This is a genomic window from uncultured Barnesiella sp., assembly GCF_946496565.1.
GTDB classification, from domain to species: Bacteria; Bacteroidota; Bacteroidia; order Bacteroidales; family Barnesiellaceae; genus Barnesiella; species Barnesiella merdigallinarum.
Genome location: NZ_CAMMHD010000009.1, coordinates 84,392 through 102,831 on the forward strand (window position 1 = coordinate 84,392; position 18,440 = coordinate 102,831).

General features: G+C 56.3%; 11 protein-coding genes and 1 tRNA gene. 4 read left to right on the forward strand and 8 right to left on the reverse strand.

Annotated features, from left to right (window positions below):
- Positions 1–6: 6 nt before the first annotated feature.
- Positions 7–759, reverse strand: coding sequence for an SDR family oxidoreductase (locus Q1K76_RS06515; protein WP_300131970.1), 753 nt, complete (start codon positions 757–759; stop codon positions 7–9).
- A gap of 88 nt (positions 760–847) precedes the next feature.
- Positions 848–1,666: an AraC family transcriptional regulator gene (locus Q1K76_RS06520; protein WP_087407979.1), complete on the reverse strand. Its 819-nt coding sequence runs from the start codon at positions 1,664–1,666 to the stop codon at positions 848–850.
- A 167-nt stretch (positions 1,667–1,833) separates the two neighbouring features.
- Between Q1K76_RS06520 and Q1K76_RS06525 the strand changes: the two genes are divergently transcribed.
- Both Q1K76_RS06525 and Q1K76_RS06530 read left to right on the forward strand, forming a co-directional pair.
- Positions 1,834–2,559 (forward strand): DNA repair protein RecO C-terminal domain-containing protein, encoded by a 726-nt coding sequence (locus Q1K76_RS06525; RefSeq protein WP_087407978.1) that lies wholly within the window; start codon positions 1,834–1,836, stop codon positions 2,557–2,559.
- A 54-nt stretch (positions 2,560–2,613) separates the two neighbouring features.
- Positions 2,614–2,685: transfer RNA gene (locus Q1K76_RS06530), tRNA-Arg, on the forward strand.
- A 157-nt stretch (positions 2,686–2,842) separates the two neighbouring features.
- Here the strand turns inward: Q1K76_RS06530 and secDF are convergent.
- Positions 2,843–5,842 carry a protein translocase subunit SecDF gene (gene secDF / locus Q1K76_RS06535; RefSeq protein ID WP_300131972.1) on the reverse strand — a complete coding sequence of 1,000 codons (3,000 nt, stop codon included), beginning with the start codon at positions 5,840–5,842 and terminating at the stop codon, positions 2,843–2,845.
- 348 nt (positions 5,843–6,190) lie between these two features.
- On the opposite strand from secDF, the gene Q1K76_RS06540 reads away from it, so the two are divergent.
- Both Q1K76_RS06540 and Q1K76_RS06545 read left to right on the forward strand, forming a co-directional pair.
- Complete coding sequence (locus Q1K76_RS06540) at positions 6,191–8,062, forward strand: Ig-like domain-containing domain (protein ID WP_300131975.1); 1,872 nt, start codon at positions 6,191–6,193, stop codon at positions 8,060–8,062.
- Between the two features lie 22 nt (positions 8,063–8,084).
- Entirely contained in the window at positions 8,085–8,888 is an 804-nt protein-coding gene (locus Q1K76_RS06545; protein ID WP_087407974.1) for a DUF3108 domain-containing protein, read from the forward strand.
- A 10-nt stretch (positions 8,889–8,898) separates the two neighbouring features.
- Here Q1K76_RS06545 and Q1K76_RS06550 read toward each other — a convergent pair whose 3' ends face one another.
- The 5 genes from Q1K76_RS06550 to Q1K76_RS06570 form a co-directional block, all read right to left on the reverse strand.
- Positions 8,899–9,816: a WYL domain-containing protein gene (locus Q1K76_RS06550; RefSeq protein ID WP_300131978.1), complete on the reverse strand. Its 918-nt coding sequence runs from the start codon at positions 9,814–9,816 to the stop codon at positions 8,899–8,901.
- A 199-nt stretch (positions 9,817–10,015) separates the two neighbouring features.
- Complete coding sequence (gene topA, locus Q1K76_RS06555) at positions 10,016–12,346, reverse strand: type I DNA topoisomerase (RefSeq protein WP_087407972.1); 2,331 nt, start codon at positions 12,344–12,346, stop codon at positions 10,016–10,018.
- Positions 12,347–12,476: 130 nt separating this feature from the next.
- Positions 12,477–14,144: a porin gene (locus tag Q1K76_RS06560; RefSeq protein ID WP_300131981.1), complete on the reverse strand. Its 1,668-nt coding sequence runs from the start codon at positions 14,142–14,144 to the stop codon at positions 12,477–12,479.
- 22 nt (positions 14,145–14,166) lie between these two features.
- The gene (locus Q1K76_RS06565; protein ID WP_300131983.1) at positions 14,167–17,181 is read right to left on the reverse strand and encodes a tetratricopeptide repeat protein; all 3,015 of its coding nucleotides are present in this window, start codon (positions 17,179–17,181) and stop codon (positions 14,167–14,169) included.
- Positions 17,182–17,183: 2 nt separating this feature from the next.
- Positions 17,184–18,440 carry a peptidase U32 family protein gene (locus tag Q1K76_RS06570; protein WP_258326926.1) on the reverse strand — a complete coding sequence of 419 codons (1,257 nt, stop codon included), beginning with the start codon at positions 18,438–18,440 and terminating at the stop codon, positions 17,184–17,186.

Consider the following 18,440-nt stretch of genomic DNA (forward strand, 5'->3'; position numbering starts at 1 on the left):
CCTCTCTCAATGAATCGAAAATGCACCATCGACCAACAAAGCGTGGCCGTCTACAAAACTGGCATCGTCGGAGCACAGCCACAGCACAGCGTGGGCAATCTCGTCGGGACGCCCCATGCGGCCGGCCGGAATATCGCGCACCAGCTCTTGTTCCAAATCGGGATTTCGCCGAAGCAACTCTTCGGCCATCGGGGTTCGTATCACACCCGGGCACACGGCATTGATGCGTATTCCCTGGGCGGCATAGTCGATAGCGGCCGTACGTGTGAGACCGATGACCGCATGCTTGCAGGCTATGTAGGCAGCCTGCCCGGGGAAGCCCGTGACTCCGCCTTGCGACGAGGTGTTGACAATGGCACCACCGCCCTGCCTGAGCATCTGGCGTATCTCGTAACGCATGCAGTTCCATACCCCCTTCAGATCGACGGCCACCGTGCGGTCAAACTCCTCGTCGGTAATCTCGGCCATGGGCCGTTGCGGGGTCTGTATGCCGGCATTGTTGTGCGCGGCATCCAACCGGCCATAGGTGGCCACTATCCAACCTATCATCTCTTCTACAGCCTTCGTATCGGAGACATCACAGCGGTAGGGTACGGCCGCGTACCCCGCTTGCACCAGCCGGGCTGCCTGGTCTGTCGGCTTGTTAATATCGACCATCACTACGGTAGCTCCAGCCCGGGCAAAAGCCTCGGCGCAAGCCAACCCTATACCGGTCGCTGCCCCGGTAACCAAAGCGACTTTTCCTTGCATAGTTCCCATACTTGTAGTTGATTGTTTATAAGGCAAAGATAAAGATTGAGCCCCGCAACAAACCCGTTGCGGGGCTCAATCTACTTTACCCAGAAGCTCATTTTGCCGATGGCGGAACTCCGTAAACCTCTTTATAAGCTCGCGAGAAATGGGCCAGATTCTTGAACCCCACCTCGTAGCAAACATCGGTAATGCGATGGTGCCCGCTCTTGATCAGGTCGTGAGCGGCAGCCAGTCGCCGCCGGATAATCCACTTTTGGGGAGTAAGGTCGCTCACTTTGGCAAAATCGCGCTTGAACGTAGCGAGGCTACGCCCTGTATAACCGGCAATTTCGCTCAACGAAAGGTCGAACATGTAGTTCTCGTTGAGATAATCGAGAATATCGATCTTCCACGGCTCCACAAAATCGAACAACGAGGCGTACAGACTGCTGTCGGTATGCAACAACACATACACCCCTTCGACCATTTTCAGTTTCAGTATCTCCTCGGAGGGTTTCTCCCCCGATTCGAAATAGGGAATCACCGACTCGAACAACGAGCGCACATCGGCCCGGTCGCGTGGCAATATCCACAGACTCACTCTCTCCCGGCGACTCTCGGCAGGAATCTCCCTCGGGTCGAGCCGTTGCTGATAAAACTCCCGGAGAAATGCCTTCGAAAATTTCAAAGCAATCGAGTGATAAGGCTTGTCGCCTACAATGCGCTTTTGCAACCACATGCGGTTATCGCGCCGCATAAATGCACAATCGCCCGCACGCAGCACGGTACGTCGGCCCCGCTCCTCAATCTCCAGCTCACCCGAGCATAAATAGATGAGCGTATGATCTCGATTCTCGTGGGCACAACCCCGGTTATCGGTAAAATAACTCGCAATAAGCACATTCGAGTAATCAAAAACTTCCAACCGTTCCATACCTTTTTTTTACATGATAGTACAAATATAACCTCATATTCCAGAGCCCCCTTTGCTGTGAGGCTCTTTTATCATTTTCCCACTTAAAACTCTTGTTAAAACAGTCGCTTAGAGGCTCTTCCCTTTTGCTCAAAAAAAGTTATTTTTGCACTAAACTTATTACGCGAATGCTCGAAAAGACCTTAGGTATCGTTCTGCATATTATCCCCTACAACGACAAGGTAGCGGTGGCTCACCTCTACACGCGTGAGTATGGTCGCATGGCTTTTCTCTTCCCTCAGGGCAACGGCCGGAAAGCCCGCATGTACCGCCCGCTCTTCATGCCTTTCTCGATTCTCGAACTCGACATCGACCATCGCAACACCCGCGAGTTGCAAAAGATTGTCGAGGCCCGCACCATGCTCCCCCTGCAAAACATCTATACCGACCCGGTGAAGAATGCCGAGACGCTGTTCCTGGCCGAGATGCTGGGCCAGACCCTCAAGATGCCCGAGCCCAACCCGCAGCTCTTCGCCTTCATTGCCCAGGCTATCCAGGTGCTCAATCTCATCGACGAGGGCAAAGCCAACTTTCACCTCTGCTTCCTGCTGCAACTGTGCGGATTTCTCGGCTTCAGTCCCAACATGGAGAGCTACCACCCGGGCTACTACTTCGACATGCTCAACGGCATATTCACCCCCAGCCGCCCGCTACATGCCTATACGCTCGAGCCCCGCGAGGCCGAAATTTTCGCGCAGCTCACCCGCATGGACTTCAACAACCTGCGCTACTTCCGCTTCAACCGGGGCGAACGCAACGCCGTGCTCGACCGCATACTCACCTACTACCGCCTGCACCAGCCCGGCATCGACGAGCTGCACTCGCCCGAAATATTGAAAGCCCTCTTCGACTAATCGGCCCAAAGGGTTGACGGATATAAAATTTTATACTACTTTTGTCGGCTGAATGCCCTTGTAGTTCAACGGATAGAACGGAAGTTTCCTAAACTTTAAATCCGAGTTCGATTCTCGGCGGGGGTACAAAAGGGGCTGAACCGGATACACTTCTCGGTTCAGCCCCTTTTGTTGTGACTGCCAGCCCCGGCCCCTGCCACAGACAATGACTTGCCACCCAAGGTGACAAAAAAAAGGAATCCGAAAACTCGGATCCCTTTTTTCTTATGCTTAAGCGCCTGCTTTATTTGGCAGCGGCAGCCTCTTTGGCGGCCTTCTTGGCAATGCTGCGGCGTTGGATTTCGTAAGCGATGGGCGTAGCCACGAACAAGGTCGAGAACGTACCGATGATTACACCGAACAGCATGGCAAATGCAAAGCTACGAACCGACTCAGCACCCAACAAGAGGATACACAGCAACACGATAATCGTACTTTGTCCCGTATTGATTGTACGAGGCAACGTACTGTTCAAGGCGCTATTAATCGACGTTACCAAATCGCGCTTGGGATAGAGCGTTTTTTCCTCGCGAATACGGTCGAAGATTACCACCGTATCGTTCACCGAGTAACCGATAACCGTCAATACCGCAGCGACAAAGTTCTGATCGATCTCCATCGAGAAGGGCAAAACTCCATAAAGCAGCGAGTACAAGCCCACTACCGAGAAAGTGGTAAAGGCTACCGAAACCAGCGTACCCGCACTGAACGCGATGTTGCGGAATCGGAGCAAGATATACAGAGCCATCGCAATCAACGAGAAAAAGACTGCCCAATAGGCTCCCACCTTAATATCGTCGGCAATAGTCGGGCCTACCTTCTGGCGGCTCTGAATCATATTCTTGGAAAACTCTTCATAGGTAGTATCGCCCAGCAGGCTCTTCATTCCCTCGTAGAGTTTTGTTTCGATTTCACGGTCAACCTCCTCGCCGTTATCGGCAATACGGTAATTGGTCGAGATACGCACTTGATTGCTGCTCGTGATGGTGATTACCGACAACGAATGTCCTTCGAACGAAGGCTCAAGCATATTTTCGATTTCGAGCGGGCTTACCGGTTGTTCAAATCGAACCACATAGTTACGGCCTCCCGAGAAATCGATACCTTGATTCATTCCACGAGTGAAGAACGAAACGACAAACACGGCTATTACGGCCAGAATGCAGATATAACCTATCTTGCGCAACCCTACGAAATTGATGTGGGTATCGGTGAGGAAATTACGCGAAATAGCCGTAGTGAAAGTCATATTATTGAATTTCCCGCGGTTCAGACCAGCCTCGAAAATGAGACGGGTGATAAAGATAGCCGTAAAGAACGAAGTAGCGATACCGATAATCAAGGTTGTGGCAAAGCCCAAGATGGGACCCGTTCCATAAATCAGCAGAATCACACCCGTGATGATAGAGGTCAAGTTCGAGTCGAAGATTGCCGAGAATGCATTCTTGTAACCATCGGCAACCGCCGATTTCATATTCTTACCCGCACGCAATTCTTCTTTGGTACGCTCGAAAATCAGCACGTTGGCATCGACCGCCATAGCCAAAGACAACACGATACCGGCAATACCCGAAAGGGTGAGCACGGCTTGCAGCGAGGCAAGAATACCCACAGTGAAGAAAAGGTTGCATATCACACCGAAGCTGGCAATAAGGCCCGGCGTCCAGCCGTACATGATAATCAAATAGGCCATCAGCAGCACCAAAGCGACCAAGAACGAAATCAATCCGTTTTGAATAGCCTCCTGGCCCAGCGAAGGACCGATGATGTCTTCTTGTACAATCGTTACAGAAGCTGCCATCTTACCCGATTTGAGCACATTGGCCAAGTCTTTGGCCTCTTCGGGCGAGAATCCGCCCGTAATCTCCGAGCTACCACCCGTGATGGCACCAGATACATTGGGGAACGAATATACTTGATTGTCGAGCACGATAGCGATGGCGTTGCCGATGTTGTCGCGGGTCAGTTTCTCCCACGTCTTGGCACCCTCGGCATTCATGGTCATGCTCACTACCGAGCCTTTAATCTTGTCGAAATCGTCGCGAGCATCGGTAATCACGTCGCCGCCCAGAGGAGCTTTTCCTCCTTTACCGGCTTTAAGGGCAACGAGTTCATACATGGTTTGTTTCTCGTCGATGGGTTTCACCGTCCAGCGCAGGATAAGGTCGCTGGGCAGGATGTCGCGGGCAATCTTGCTCGACAACATGCTGTTTACGGCAGCCGTATCGTTTTTGTTCACAATACCGATTACCGGCGAACCGCCGTAGGCTTGTGTATAGTTCATCAGCGAAAGCAACGGATTCTGTTTGCGGAAACGAGCCATCATTTCGGCATCCGACTCCTCTTTCTGCAGTTTGGCTTTCAGCGACCGAGCGGTGCTGTCGCCCGTAGCGGCAGCGGCAGTAGCCGTCGTGTCGGTTGCAGCCGGTGCAGGTTCGGTAACGGGAGCCTCGGCAGCTACCGAGTCGGTAGTCTGGCCGGCATTGGCAGCAGCCAGAGCGTTGTTTACAGCATCGAGTTTGGCAATGAGCTGGTCGAGCTTATAAGTTTCCCAAAACTCGAGGTTTGCGCTACCTTGCAACAGTTTTCTTACACGTTCGGGCTCTTTGATACCCGGCAATTCTATCGAGATAAGACCGTCTTTCTCCAACTTTTGGATATTGGGAGCAACCACACCGAAGCCGTCGATACGCGTGCGCAATACATTATACGAGTTGTCTACCGCACTGTTCAATTCGTTGCGCAAAACGGCTATTACCTCTTCGTTGGTCGACTTCGGCGTAATCTTGTCTTTCAACTGGAAGGTGCTGAAGATAGCCGAGAGGCGCACATTGGGATCGATTTTTCTGTATTCGTCGTAGAACGAAGCGATAAAATCGTTGTTCCCGGCTTGTGCAGCCTGTGCGGCAGCAATAGCCGCATTGAAATTGGGGTCGGGGTTGTTATTCGACAACGATTTGAGCACATCGGCCACCGAAATTTGCAGCATTACATTCATACCGCCTTTCAAGTCGAGGCCCAAACCTATTTCCATTTCACGGCATTGCTGATACGTATAATACCACCAATACACCTTTTCCGTAGAGATAGAGTCGATATAATGTTTATACTTCGCCTCATCGCCGGCGGCATACTCTTTCGCTTTGTTGTTGTAAACAGTGGTTACAACCGAAAACGAAATGTAGAACAAGCAGATAAGTGTAAGCAAAACCGCAATGACTCTAATAAATCCTTTGTTTTGCATGTGATTAGTACTTTATTTTTTGTTTTAATTGATTTTCGTATTTTTATCAAGGTGCAAAGATATATTATTTTTTCACAGATGCCCAAAATTATTCGATTTATTTATTATTAACGCTCTTTTTGCCGAATAATCGAAAAGAAGAATGTGGTCGCGCTTTTTGTTATATCTTTGCATAAGGGTGCACCAACACTCCTCCGCCCCTCGGGAAAGGGTTCTATCTTCTTGCGGCATAGCGGTGGGGATGCTATCTTTGTACCCGAATCGAGAGTACCCGCTACCGGTCTGTACCGGCCGGAATTGGGCCCTATCATTTTTTTGTACTATCTTTGATATTCAAAACCGTTGACAATGAACTCGAAACGACCTATTTCCCCCACGACCGCCTATCGGTTTGCCGCCGCTCTGGTGCTGGTGCTGTCGATATACTCCTGTGCCAACATGTCGCGCCCCGGAGGAGGGCCCCGCGACGAGACCCCGCCGGTATTCGTCAAGAGCACCCCGGCTCCCGGCGCATTGAACGTGTCGAAACAGCGGGTCGAAATCGAATTCGACGAAATCATCCAGGTCGAAAGCCCGGGCGAAAAGGTGATCGTATCGCCCCCGCAAAAGGACATGCCCGAAATCCGGGCCTTGGGGCGCAAGGTGACCGTAGAGCTCAAAGACTCGTTGCTGCCCAACACCACCTATACCATCGACTTCTCAAACTCGATTGTCGACAACAACGAGAAGAACCCGCTCTACAGCTTTGCCTACTCCTTCTCGACAGGCCCCACCATCGACTCGCTGCAGGTGTCGGGCATCCTGCTCAATGCCAGCGACCTGGAGCCGGTGACCGGCATGCTGGTAGGATTGCACAGCAACCTCGACGACTCGGCCTTCCAGAAGCTGCCGCTGGAGCGAATCGCCAGTTCCGACGAACTGGGGCACTTCACCATACGCAACGTGGCCCCGGGCAAATATCGGCTCTTCGCCCTCAAGGACCTCAACCGCGACTACAAGTTCGACAACCCGTCGGAAGAGATTGCCTTCTTCGACTCCATCGTCGTGCCTACGGCCGATGTCAAGCTGCATGTCGATACCCTGTGGAAGGACAGTGTCACCATCGACACCATCATCGAGTACAACCACACCCACTTCTACCCCAACGACATTCTGCTCACCTCGTTCAACGAGGGGTTTCAGTCGCAATACCTCGACAAGACCGAGCGCACCGACCGCCGCCGGCTCAACATCTACTTCAAGGCTCCGGCCGACTCGCTGCCCCGCCTGACGCCGCTCAACTTCGAGAGCGACGACTGGGCCATTCTCGAGCGGTCGCCCCACAACGACAGCCTGCAATACTGGATTAAGGACTCGACCATCTACAACATGGATACCCTGCTCTTTGCCGCCGAGTACCTGCGCACCGACTCGCTCCGGGAACTGTCGCTCTACAACGATACGCTCAAGTTCACCATGAGGCGATACAAGAACACCAAGAAAAAAGAGAAGAAGAAAGAGGAGGGCGACTCGATCGAGGCTCCCAAAATCGAATTTCTGCAGATGAGCTCCAAGACGAGCGGCTCGCTCGACCTGTACCGCCCGCTGCGATTCTCCTTTGCCGAACCGCTGCAGAGTTACGACCGGGGCAAGATTCACCTCGAGCAGAAACGCGATACGCTGTGGATTCCCGTAGCCGACTCGCTTGTCACCTTCCAGCAGGACTCGATAGCCATACGCGACTATACCCTCTCCTACAAGTGGACGCCTGGCGAGGCTTACCGCGTGGTGATGGACTCGACCGCCTTCACCAATATCTACGGGCTTTTCACCGACGACTACACGCAAGAATTCAAGGTGAAGGCTCTCGAAGACTATGCCAACCTCTACCTTGCCATCACCGGAGTTACCGACTCGGCCATCGTCGAGATTCTCGACTCGGGCGACAAACCGGTGAGGTCGGCTCCTGTCGTCAACGGAGGGGCCGAATTCATGTACATGAACCCGGGCACCTACTATGCCCGACTCTACATCGACAGCAACGGGAACGGCAAATACGATACCGGCAACTATGCCGAGAAGCGACAGCCCGAAGAGGTGTCGTACTACCCCCAGGAGCTGGAACTGAAGGCCAACTGGGACATCGAACAGGAGTGGGACATATACGCCACCCCCGTCGACCGACAGAAGCCCGACAAAATCAAGAAAAACAAACCCAAGGAGAAGAAACGAAGTTACTGACCTGCTTAACTCTTACAAGGCCATGTGTACCCAGAGTCATACGTCTATCGTTGCAAAGGCACGCCTCGCCGTGCTGACACTCGCTCTCCTCGCCGGCAGCCTGCTGTCGGTCACGAGTTCCCAGGCACAAACCTTACCGGGAGTGCAACCCGAGAACCTCACTTACGACATCATCTACCAACTGGGGTTTCTCTGGAAACGGGCCGCCACGGCTACCTTGCAGCTGACCGTCCGCCCCAACAGCTACCACTCGGTGATGACGGCGCGCACGCTGCCTTTTGCCGACAACATCTTCCGGGTGCGCGACACCCTCGTAGCCGACATGCGCCGCAACAGCAACCTGCTGCCCATCTACTATGCCAAGCTCGCCGACGAGGGCGGTACCTACCGCAAAGACGAGGTGCACTACTCCCATACCGAATCGGCTACCACGGGGAAGATACGGCTCTACCGACCCAAGCGGAATGCCATCGAGGATTACACCCTCACCGAGCCGGGCATCGTCTACGACATGCTCAGCATCTTCTATGTGATTCGGGCCTTCGACTTCAGGGCCATGACCATGAACCAGCTCTACAAGACCAAAATCTTCTCGGGAAAAAGCCTCGAATACCTCGACATCGAGTATCTGGGACAGGAGATTCTCAAACAGAACAAAAAGGAGTACAGCACCTTCAAGGTGCGGTTCCGATTCTACGATACTTCGGGCAAAAAGACGAGCGACAACATCTCGGCCTGGATCAGCACCGACTCGCGGCGCATCCCCCTGAAGGTGGAGGGCAAACTGGCGCTGGGCTCGATGAAGGCGGTCTATACCGGCGATTGAGCCACGTGGCTCAACGCTGTGACAACGGACCCCGATAACCGGCCAGACTCTCGGCCAACCGCGCTGCCACCGCCTCGCGCAACGACTGCGGAGCCAACACCTCGGCTTGCCAGAAACTCAGGGCATAGAGCTCCTGCACCAGGTCGGGGGTAATCTTCAACCGGTAGCGGAAAACCGAATGGCTGTCGCCGCGCTCGCTCTCGACCTGGCTCTCGTGCAACGGCAGCGTGCGCAGGTAGTTGGCCTGGAGGGCCGAGACCCGCAACACCACCTCCTCGGCCAGCTGCTCGCCGTAAGTAATGCCGAAACAATCCTTGAAATAGTCGGCCGGCTCGAACCCCTCGGGATAGACAAAGGTGCGGTCGCTCAACTCGAGTGAGGTCACGCGGTCCAACGCATAGGTCTTGATTCTGCGCTCTCCTGCCGGGAGGCCCACCACATACCACCGCTGCCTGAAGAGCTTCACAAAGTAGGGGGCCACCAGCGTGCGCGACCCCGTAATCCGGCGGAACGAATGGTACGAGAGCCACACCATGCGGCTCTCCTTCATCGCCTCGAAGACCTGGCGCAGGAACTTCTGTCCCGAAGGGATATTCTCCAGCACGATGCGGTCGCGCAGCTCCTGGCTCTCGTTGAGCAGGGTGTTGACCGAGAGGGTATTGAGCGCCCACACCCGGGCCCCGTTACCCTCGAGGGCCTCGGGGTCTTCGATGTAGTATTCGTAGGTCGAGGGGTCGCACTCGATATTCACGTCGAACATCTCCTGTATCGCCTGCCGGTAATTCATAAAGGTACGCCGCGCCATCGGCTTCCCCTCGGAGTATTCGCTTCGCATCCACAACTCGTCGATCTCTCGACGGGTGAGGCGGCCGTAGCGTTGCAGCAGGTCGATAAGCCACACATATCGATTGAAAAGCTCCTTTGCCATACACGCTCTGTTTTATCTTTTCCAAAAATAAGCACACCTTTCGAAATTTACCTCATCTCTGCGGCAAATTGTGCGACACCCCGTCGGCCGGGCCTGCCACAGGGTACCTCGTATTCTCAAAAAGAGTGCTCAAAAAAAGACAAACGCTTTGCTCCCCGGTTGGGGACAAAGCGTTCGCTGCAATAGGATAAACCGCCTCTTATTTCGTCGATTTCTTGCGGACCGGTTTCTTCTTGGCCGGTGCCTTGTCGGCCTCCTCGATAATCTTCATGCAGTCGGCAAAAGAGAGCGAGGCGGGCTCGGTGCCCTTGGGCAGTTTGTAATTCTTTTTCTTGTAGGCGATGTAGGGGCCGAAGCGTCCGTTCAACAACTCGAGCTCGGGGTCTTCGTCGAACTTCTTGATGAAGCGCTGCTTCTCCTCCTCGCGCTTGTGCTCGATCAGGGCAATGGCCTCGTCGAGCGTCACGCCCTGCGGGGTGTACTCCTTGGGCAACGACACATACTTGCCGTCGTGCCGGATATAGGGACCGAAGCGACCGATACCTACCACCACCGTCTTGCCCTCGTAGTCGCCCAGCGTACGGGGCAGCTCGAAGAGTTTCAAGGCTTCGTCGAGGGTGATGGTGCTCATCGACTGACCCTTGAGCAGCGAGGCGAACAGGGGCTTCTCCTCGTCATCGGGGGTGCCTATCTGTACCAGCGGCCCGAAGCGGCCTATCTTCACCGACACGGGGCGGCCGCTCTTCGGGTCGGTACCCAGCACACGCTCGCCCACCTTGTGCTCCAGACGCAGCGCCATGGCACTCTCGACCACGGGGTGGAACAGTTTGTAGAAGTGGTCTATCTCGTCGCTCCACACGGTCTTGCCCTCGGCAATGTCGTCGAACTGTTGCTCGACGTTGGCCGTGAAATTATAGTTGAGAATCTCGGGGAAGTATTCGGTGAGGAAGTCGGTCACCACCACACCGATGTCGGTAGGCAACAACTTGCCCTTATCGGCGCCGGTAATCTCGCTCTTCTCGACCGCACGGATATTGCCCTTGCTCAGCGTAAGCAGGTGGTACTTGCGCTCGGTCCCTTTGCGGTCGCCCTTCTCGACATACTCGCGTTGCTGGATGGTCGAGATGGTGGGCGCATAGGTCGACGGACGGCCGATACCCAGCTCCTCGAGCTTGCGTACCAGACTGGCCTCGGTGTAGCGGGCGGGAGCCTGCGAGAATCGCTCGGTGGCGGTAGCGGTCGAGAGGGTCAGCGCCTCGCCTCGGGTCAGGGGGGGCAGCATCTTGTCGTTGCTCTCGGCATCGCCTTCGTCGTCGGTCGACTCCATGTACACCTTCAGGAAACCGTCGAATTTCAGCACCTCGCCTACGGCTACGAAATACTCCTTGCGCCCCGATATGGTGATGGTCGCCGTGGTCTTCTCCAGCTCGGCGTCGCTCATCTGCGAGGCGATGGTACGTTTCCAAATCAATTCGTACAACCGCTTCTCCTGCGACGACGAGTTGATTTCGCGGTGACTGATGTAGGTGGGGCGGATAGCCTCGTGAGCCTCCTGTGCCCCCTTGGTGTGGGTATGGTAGTTGCGGGTGTGGAGATATTTCTCACCCAGCGTTTTGATGATTTCGTCTTTGGTCGTATTGAGGGCGAGCGACGAGAGGTTGACCGAGTCGGTACGCATGTAGGTAATGTGTCCGGCCTCGTACAACCGCTGGGCCACCATCATGGTTTGGGCCACCGAGAATCCCAGTTTGCGGGCCGCCTCCTGTTGCAGGGTCGAGGTGGTAAAGGGGGCCGCGGGCGACTTGCGGGCGGGTTTCACCGTCACATCGCCAATCGAGAAAGCGGCTGTCTTGCAGGCCTCGAGCAGAGCCATCGCCTCGGCTTCGGTCTTGAGCCGCTGGTTCAACTCGGCCTTCAGCACCTCACCGCCGGGCAGGACAAACTCGCCCACTACCCGATAGGCAGCCTCGGGCTTGAAGGCGGCGATTTCGCGCTCGCGCTCCACAATCAGCCGCACGGCTACCGACTGCACCCGACCGGCCGAAAGTGCCGGTTTCACCTTTTTCCACAGCACCGGCGAGAGCTCGAAGCCCACGATGCGGTCGAGCACCCGGCGTGCCTGCTGGGCATCGACCCGGTGCATGTCTATATCGCGCGGATTGGCTATGGCATGCAGAATGGCATCTTTGGTAATCTCGTGAAACACGATACGCTTGGTCTTCTCGGGCTTCAGCTTCAGCACCTCGAACAGGTGCCAGGCAATAGCCTCTCCCTCGCGGTCCTCATCGGAAGCCAGCCACACCATATCGGCCTTGGCGGCCTCGGCCTTGAGGGTGTCGACCACCTGCTTCTTGTCGGCAGGTATCTCGTAAATAGGTTTATAATGGTCGTTAATATCTATGCTGAAATCTTTTTTCTTCAGATCCCGAATGTGACCATAGCTCGAGAGGACCTCGTAGTCCTTTCCCAGAAACTTCTCTATTGTTTTAGCCTTTGCCGGAGACTCTACTATTACCAAATTCTTCGCCATACACGCAACTTTCGTTCAAATTTTGCGCAAAAATAGGAAATCGAATTGTAAAACAGCCTTTTTTTCTACTTTTTTATTAAATAATGTATAGCCCGAGTATCGGAGACAAAGGTACCGCAGAGACCGGGAATCAGAATTTGAAATCGACTCCGAACATGAAACTGATTCCCTGAGCCGGCATACCGTAGGCGATGTCGTATTTACGGTTCAACAGATTGTCGGTGAGACCATAAAGCGAGAACCAGGAGGTGAAGGCATACGAGGCTTTCACACGCACGAGGTGCATGTCGGGGATGGCGCCCAGCACGCCGTATTTGCGCACGGCGGCAAAGTCGTAACCCGCCTCGAGCGAGAGTTCAGCGAGCGGATTGTAACGCACATTCACCCCGCCTTGCCATTGCGGCCGATCATACGATACCACCTGACCGCCGCCCGTGGTGGTCCAGCGGCAATAGTCGACCCGGGCCGAAGCCTCCCACAGGGTACCGTAGCGATACGAGAGGTCGAGACCGGCTTTCCAGGCATAGGCATCGATACCCCAGAAGCGCGACACGCCGGTAAACTGGCCGTTCACGGTCTGTTCGGGCTCGAGGAAAAGAACATTCTTACCGATTTCGTAGCCGCCCGAAATACCTATCGAGAAGCCGCGCAGGGCGTTGACCCGCAGCCCCAGCCGGGCATCGAGCGGAGTATAGCTGTTGTCGACCACGGCCGAGGGATTGAAGTAGAGCGTACGGGCCGATACCCGATGCCAGGTATTCAGTTGCTTGCCTCCGGTGAGTAGGGTGTAGAACTGCAGGTCGGGCACGATGGTCCAGTCGAAACGCACATCGGGGGCAAAGCGGAAGATGGTGCCGTTGTTGAACGAGATGTCGGCCTTCACACCGGCCGAGAGCGACACCCGGTCGTTGTGCCAGCTATACCGCGGATTGAGCGACAGCATGCCATAGCCCGATGCCGACGGCAACCGGTTGTAGCCCACATAGTCGAACGCGCCGTCGAGTGCTATGTCGCTGCTGGGGTCGATGGGGGCCACGAGGGCGAAATCGGCAGCTACCACATTTTCGGCAGCCCCCTTGTCGCCTTGCAGATAGCCCCGCTGGTAGCCATACCGGTAGTAGGCCAGCGATGCCGAGTAGCGCAGTTGGGCATCGGGGTTGCTGGAGGCGATGCGGCTCTTGAGGAAGAAGCGGTTTATCTCCTGCCCGGGCGAGGCGATGCCCTGCACACCGGGGAAACGCAGGCCGTAGTAGTTGAACGAGTCGTACCGATAGCCGCCCCGTATACCCAGGTCGAGCTTCTCGAACGAATGGCGATAGTCGGCCACCACCCGCTCTTCGAGCTGCCTCATCGTACGCGAGGTTTCATAGCCCGGCAGAGTCTGGTTGTAGTCTACCGAGCCGCAGGTCGAGCGGTGTTGCAGCCACACGCCCAACTGGTCTTTCTCGCTTTGCAGGATGCGGTAGCCGGCATTGCCCACCATGTTCCAGTAATTGCCCAGACCGAAATCGAAATAGCCGCGCTTCAGGTTTTCGCGGGCCGGGTCGCCGAAACCGCCGGCCGGCAACAACACGGCGCGGGCCTCGAGCGGAGCCGGAACCGTCCAGTCGCTGTACTGTATCGACTGCCGGGTGACCGTAGGCGCCTCGACCTCGGGGAGGGTGTTGATTTTCGAGGCATCGCGCACGATGGGCGTAAAGTCTTTCTCTATGGTTACTTCCCGACGCAGCGAGTCGGCCTGCTGTGCCGACAGGGCGAAGGGAATGATCAGTATCGTCAAAAAAGAAAACCGTTTCATAAGTTACATGTATTGAATCGTTCTACTCCGTTTTTCCCAATCGGGCCAGCCGCTCGTCGATACGGGCACTTATATCGTCGTCGCTCGCCGGATAGTTGTTGCGCAGGCTCTGCAGATACTGCCGGGCCTGGAAGGTCTCGCCCCGCTTCTCGTAGATGTCGGCCATGAGCAGGAAGCCCCGGGCCAGCCAGTAGCTGTGCGGGGTGCCCTTGTCGATAAAGGCGTTCAGGGTCTTCTCGGCATTGTTGAGGGCTTTGTTGTCGAACTGATATTGGGCCAGCAGGTAGGCACTCTGTGCACCATACTCCGACCGCGTATCCTGGGCCAGTTCCTGCCAGTCGGCGGCAGCCTTCTCGCCCTGCCCGCTGTGGGCACAGGCATCGGCCCGGGCAAAGAGTACCTCCTGCCGCAGGTCGGGCGACAGCTTGCTCTCGCCCAGCAGACCTTCGGCGGCAGCGAGTACCAGGTCGTACTGCTGCTTGTTGCGGGCTATGCGCAGCATGCCCAGCCAGGCCGCCTGCTTGTTCTCGGCCGTCGTGGCCTTCTTCTCAAGGGCCTTGAAACCTTCGAGAGCCTCGTCGTAACGGCCATTCAGATAGAGGATTTCGCACTTACGGGCCAACGACTCCTCGCCAAACTCGCCGTCGGGACTGTGGGTCACCACATAGTCGAACGAGGCGAGGGCCTTGTCATACTCCTTGGCGGCAAAGGCAGCCTGTGCCACATAGAAGTGGGCCGGCACCACAAAGGCCCCACCCGGGTAGTTGCGCAGATATTTCTCGAGCGAGGCCGCCCCCTTGCCCGTCATGTAGGTGCGCTCGGCAGCCATGTAGGAGAGCGAGTCGAGTTCGCCCACGGGTGCCTGTTCGGCCAGCCCCACGCGGTTGAGGTAGGTGGCATAGGCATCGACGGCATCTTTCTCGACATAGACCGACTTGAGGTCGGCCACGGCCACACGGGCCTCTTCGCTGGTAGGATAGCGCTCGATTACCTGCTGGTAGGCGGCTACCGACTCGTCGGTCTGGCCGTTGTTGAAGTAGACCATGCCCAGCTGCAGGCCGCCCTTACGGGCTATCGCGCTCTGGGGATAGTTGTCCATCAGCTGGCGGTAGCTGGCTATGGCCTCGTTGTTGCGGTTGAGTATCGTATAGGCTTGTCCCTTTTCGAACCAGGCATTGGCCAGATAACCCGAGCGGGGATACTGGGCGATGAGCTGGTCGAGCAGTTCGATTTTACGCTCCTGATTTTTCTGCAACCCGGCCATGAATGCCTTCTGGAAGAGGGCGTAGTCGCCGCCGGCCGGATAGGTCTGCTGCGCCTGTGCGTAATATTGCTCGGCATCGGCATAGCGACGGGCGTAGTAGTAGCAGTCGCCGGTGCGGGCATAAGCATCGGCCACCATGCGCTTGTCGGCCCCCGTCTGTGCCGAGAGGTAGCGCGAGAAGCCGTCGAGCGCCTGCGCGAAGTTATGTTGCTTGAACTGGCAATAGGCCCAGTCGTACCAGGCCAGGGCATACATCTCGCTGCGCTTGTCCTTGCAGGCCGAGAGGAATGCCGAGTAGTTGCGGGCCGCGGCACCGTATTGCTCCTGACGATACAGGCACTCGGCGAGCCAGAACGAAGCCTTGGCGCGGATGTCGGCATCGTAGTTGCCCACGCCGATAGCCTGGGTGAAAAGCTGCCGGGCCTCCTCGATGCGGGTATTGGCAAACGCCTCGGTACCCAGCTGGAACAGGATGCGCTGCTTGGCGGCCAGTATCTTGCTGTCGGGCCGCTGTATCTTCTCGATTGAAGCCAGGGCCGACCGGTAGTTACGGGTCGTCATGTAGACCTCGACCAGGTAGTCGTTGATGCGGTCGGCATAGCGCGACTCGGGGAACTCGTTGAGGAAACGCTCGAACACCCCCACCGAATTGTCGAAGGGCGAGGCCGACCGGTCGTAGAGACAGAGGGCGTAGTTATAGAGAGCCGTCTCGCGCACCTGAGTGTCGTAGTTGCCCTGCGAGGCCATCTCGAAGGCCATGCGGGCGTTGTTCTTGTCGCCGGCCCGCAGGTAAGCCTGCCCGATGTAGAGGTAGGCATTTTGCGACAGGGCATCGTCGGTGACAGTCACCTGGCCCAGATAGTTGATGGCCCGCACATCGTCGCCCTGACGATAGGCCATCACACCCATCGCATAGAGGGCCGAGCGTTGCGGCTGGCCAGTGCGTTGCAGATAGCGCTCGAGGTAGTCGGCGGCCAAGGTGTCGTTGCCTTCGTGGTAAGCACTCTCGCCCAACAGACGAAGCAACTCGGTATAGGCATCGGCATCGGTCGTGGTGTGCGAGAGCAACTCCTTACCCTCGCTCAACACCTGGGCAAAACGCTTCTGCTTGAAGTAGATTTGCAGCATGTGCAGCCGGGCCGAATAGCCGTATCGGGCATCGCCCGAGACCTTGGCAAAGTTGCTCAATGCCGCCCGGTCGTCGCCCTCGTTCATCTGGATATAGGCCAGATAGAAGGTAGAGCCGGTTTTGAATTTATCTTTCCCGATGAGAATCTGAAAGAGCGGTTTGGCCGACGCGGGCTCGCCGGTCTTCAACAGCGAACAGGCGGTGCGGTAACCCCAGCGGTCCTCCTCGTCGCCGGTGAGCAGACTCACGTTGATCGAGCGGTAGGCCTTCAAGGCCCGGGCATACTCCTGCCGGTCGTAGTAATAGTCGGCCAGAGCCAACCGCGCCTGCAGAGTGTGCGACGACTCGGGGTATTCGCGCAGGAAAGCCGTCAGCAGACTTACCGTCTGCGGCGAATGGTTGCGGGCCTCGGCCAGCGCGATATACCAGTCGGCCGTCTCGCGCAACTCGCGCGGCAGGTCGCCCTGGCGCGCCTCCTGCATCACATCGGAGCAACCCACGTAGTTCTTCTCTTCGAAGAGAGAGATACCCCTGTTTATCAAAGCCTTGTAATCGTTGTAGGCCGGCACGCCCTGTTTCGTGGCGGCGAGCTGTCCCACACAGGCCATTCCCAAGATTGCTGCAATCGCTCGTTTCCTGAACATAACTATTTCGATTTAAGTTCCGAACTATCTACCCATTTATACAATTTGTCCGACGGACGTATCTTCTCGTCGACCCGCATCGAGAAGCGGTCGCCCTTTACGGCGGTCTCGACCGGTTTCAGGTCGACCCGTATCTCCTCGACCTTGCGGAAGAGGGCTCCGGTCGTGGGCCCGGTGATGACCACCTCGTCGCCTACGCTCAGCGACCCGCTCTCGAGCAGAAACTCGGCCACCCCCAGGTTGGAGAAGTATTTCACCCCCTTGCCTATGTAGACCTTGCGCTTGGTGGCCGCCGACCCGTAGTTGTGGGTCCACTCGCCCAACCGCTGCCCCAGGTAATAACCGTTCCAGAAACCGCGGTTGAATACCGTGGCCAGCCGCTGGTCCCAGTCGGCAATCTTCTCGTCGGTGAAGTCGCCGGCCAGACAGGCATCGATGGCCTCGTTGTAACACGAGACGACGGTACGCACATATTCGGGACCGCGGGCACGCCCCTCGATTTTGAACACCCGCACGCCGGCATCGATGAGTTTATTGAGGAAGTGTATGGTTTTCAAATCTTTCGGCGACATGATATAGGCGTTGTCCACCTCGAGTTCATTGCCGGTCTCCTTGTCTCTCACCTCGTAGGAGCGGCGGCAAATCTGCATGCAGGCTCCTCGGTTGGCCGAGGCATTCATCTCGTGCAGGCTCAGGTAGCATTTGCCCGAAACGGCCATGCACAAGGCCCCGTGGCAGAACATCTCGATACGTACCGGCTCGCCGCCCGGCCCCACGATGTGGTCGCGCTCGATGGCCTCGTGAATGCGGGTGACCTGCTCCAGATTCAACTCGCGGGCCAGCACCACCACGTCGGCAAAGCGGGCATAGAAGCGCAGCGCCTCGGTGTTCGAGATATTCAGCTGGGTCGACAGATGCACCTCGACCCCCACCTCGCGGGCATAGGTCATGGCGGCCACGTCGCTGGCGATAATGGCCGTGAGGCCCGCCTCCTTGGCCGCATCGACGATGCGGTGCAGCAGGGCGATGTCTTCGTCGTAGATGACGGTATTGACCGTGAGGTAGCTCTTGATGCCGTGCTCGTTGCAGATGCGCACAATCTCGTGCAGGTCGTCGATGGTAAAGTTGTTGGACGAACGGGAGCGCATGTTCAGCCCCTCGATACCGAAGTAGATCGAGTCGGCCCCTCCCTGTATGGCGGCAGCCAGCGAGTCGTACGAACCCACAGGTGCCATAATTTCAAAATCGCTTCTCTTCAT

Coding starts and splice junctions, on each gene's coding strand:
- Q1K76_RS06525 (WP_087407978.1), top strand. CDS start 1,834: ATGCTCGAAAAGACCTTAGGTATCGTTCTGCATATTATCCCCTACAAC.
- Q1K76_RS06560 (WP_300131981.1), bottom strand. CDS start 14,144: ATGAAACGGTTTTCTTTTTTGACGATACTGATCATTCCCTTCGCCCTG.
- Q1K76_RS06540 (WP_300131975.1), top strand. CDS start 6,191: ATGAACTCGAAACGACCTATTTCCCCCACGACCGCCTATCGGTTTGCC.
- secDF (WP_300131972.1), bottom strand. CDS start 5,842: ATGCAAAACAAAGGATTTATTAGAGTCATTGCGGTTTTGCTTACACTT.
- Q1K76_RS06545 (WP_087407974.1), top strand. CDS start 8,085: ATGTGTACCCAGAGTCATACGTCTATCGTTGCAAAGGCACGCCTCGCC.
- Q1K76_RS06515 (WP_300131970.1), bottom strand. CDS start 759: ATGGGAACTATGCAAGGAAAAGTCGCTTTGGTTACCGGGGCAGCGACC.
- Q1K76_RS06565 (WP_300131983.1), bottom strand. CDS start 17,181: ATGTTCAGGAAACGAGCGATTGCAGCAATCTTGGGAATGGCCTGTGTG.
- Q1K76_RS06550 (WP_300131978.1), bottom strand. CDS start 9,816: ATGGCAAAGGAGCTTTTCAATCGATATGTGTGGCTTATCGACCTGCTG.
- Q1K76_RS06520 (WP_087407979.1), bottom strand. CDS start 1,666: ATGGAACGGTTGGAAGTTTTTGATTACTCGAATGTGCTTATTGCGAGT.
- topA (WP_087407972.1), bottom strand. CDS start 12,346: ATGGCGAAGAATTTGGTAATAGTAGAGTCTCCGGCAAAGGCTAAAACA.
- Q1K76_RS06570 (WP_258326926.1), bottom strand. CDS start 18,440: ATGAAGAGAAGCGATTTTGAAATTATGGCACCTGTGGGTTCGTACGAC.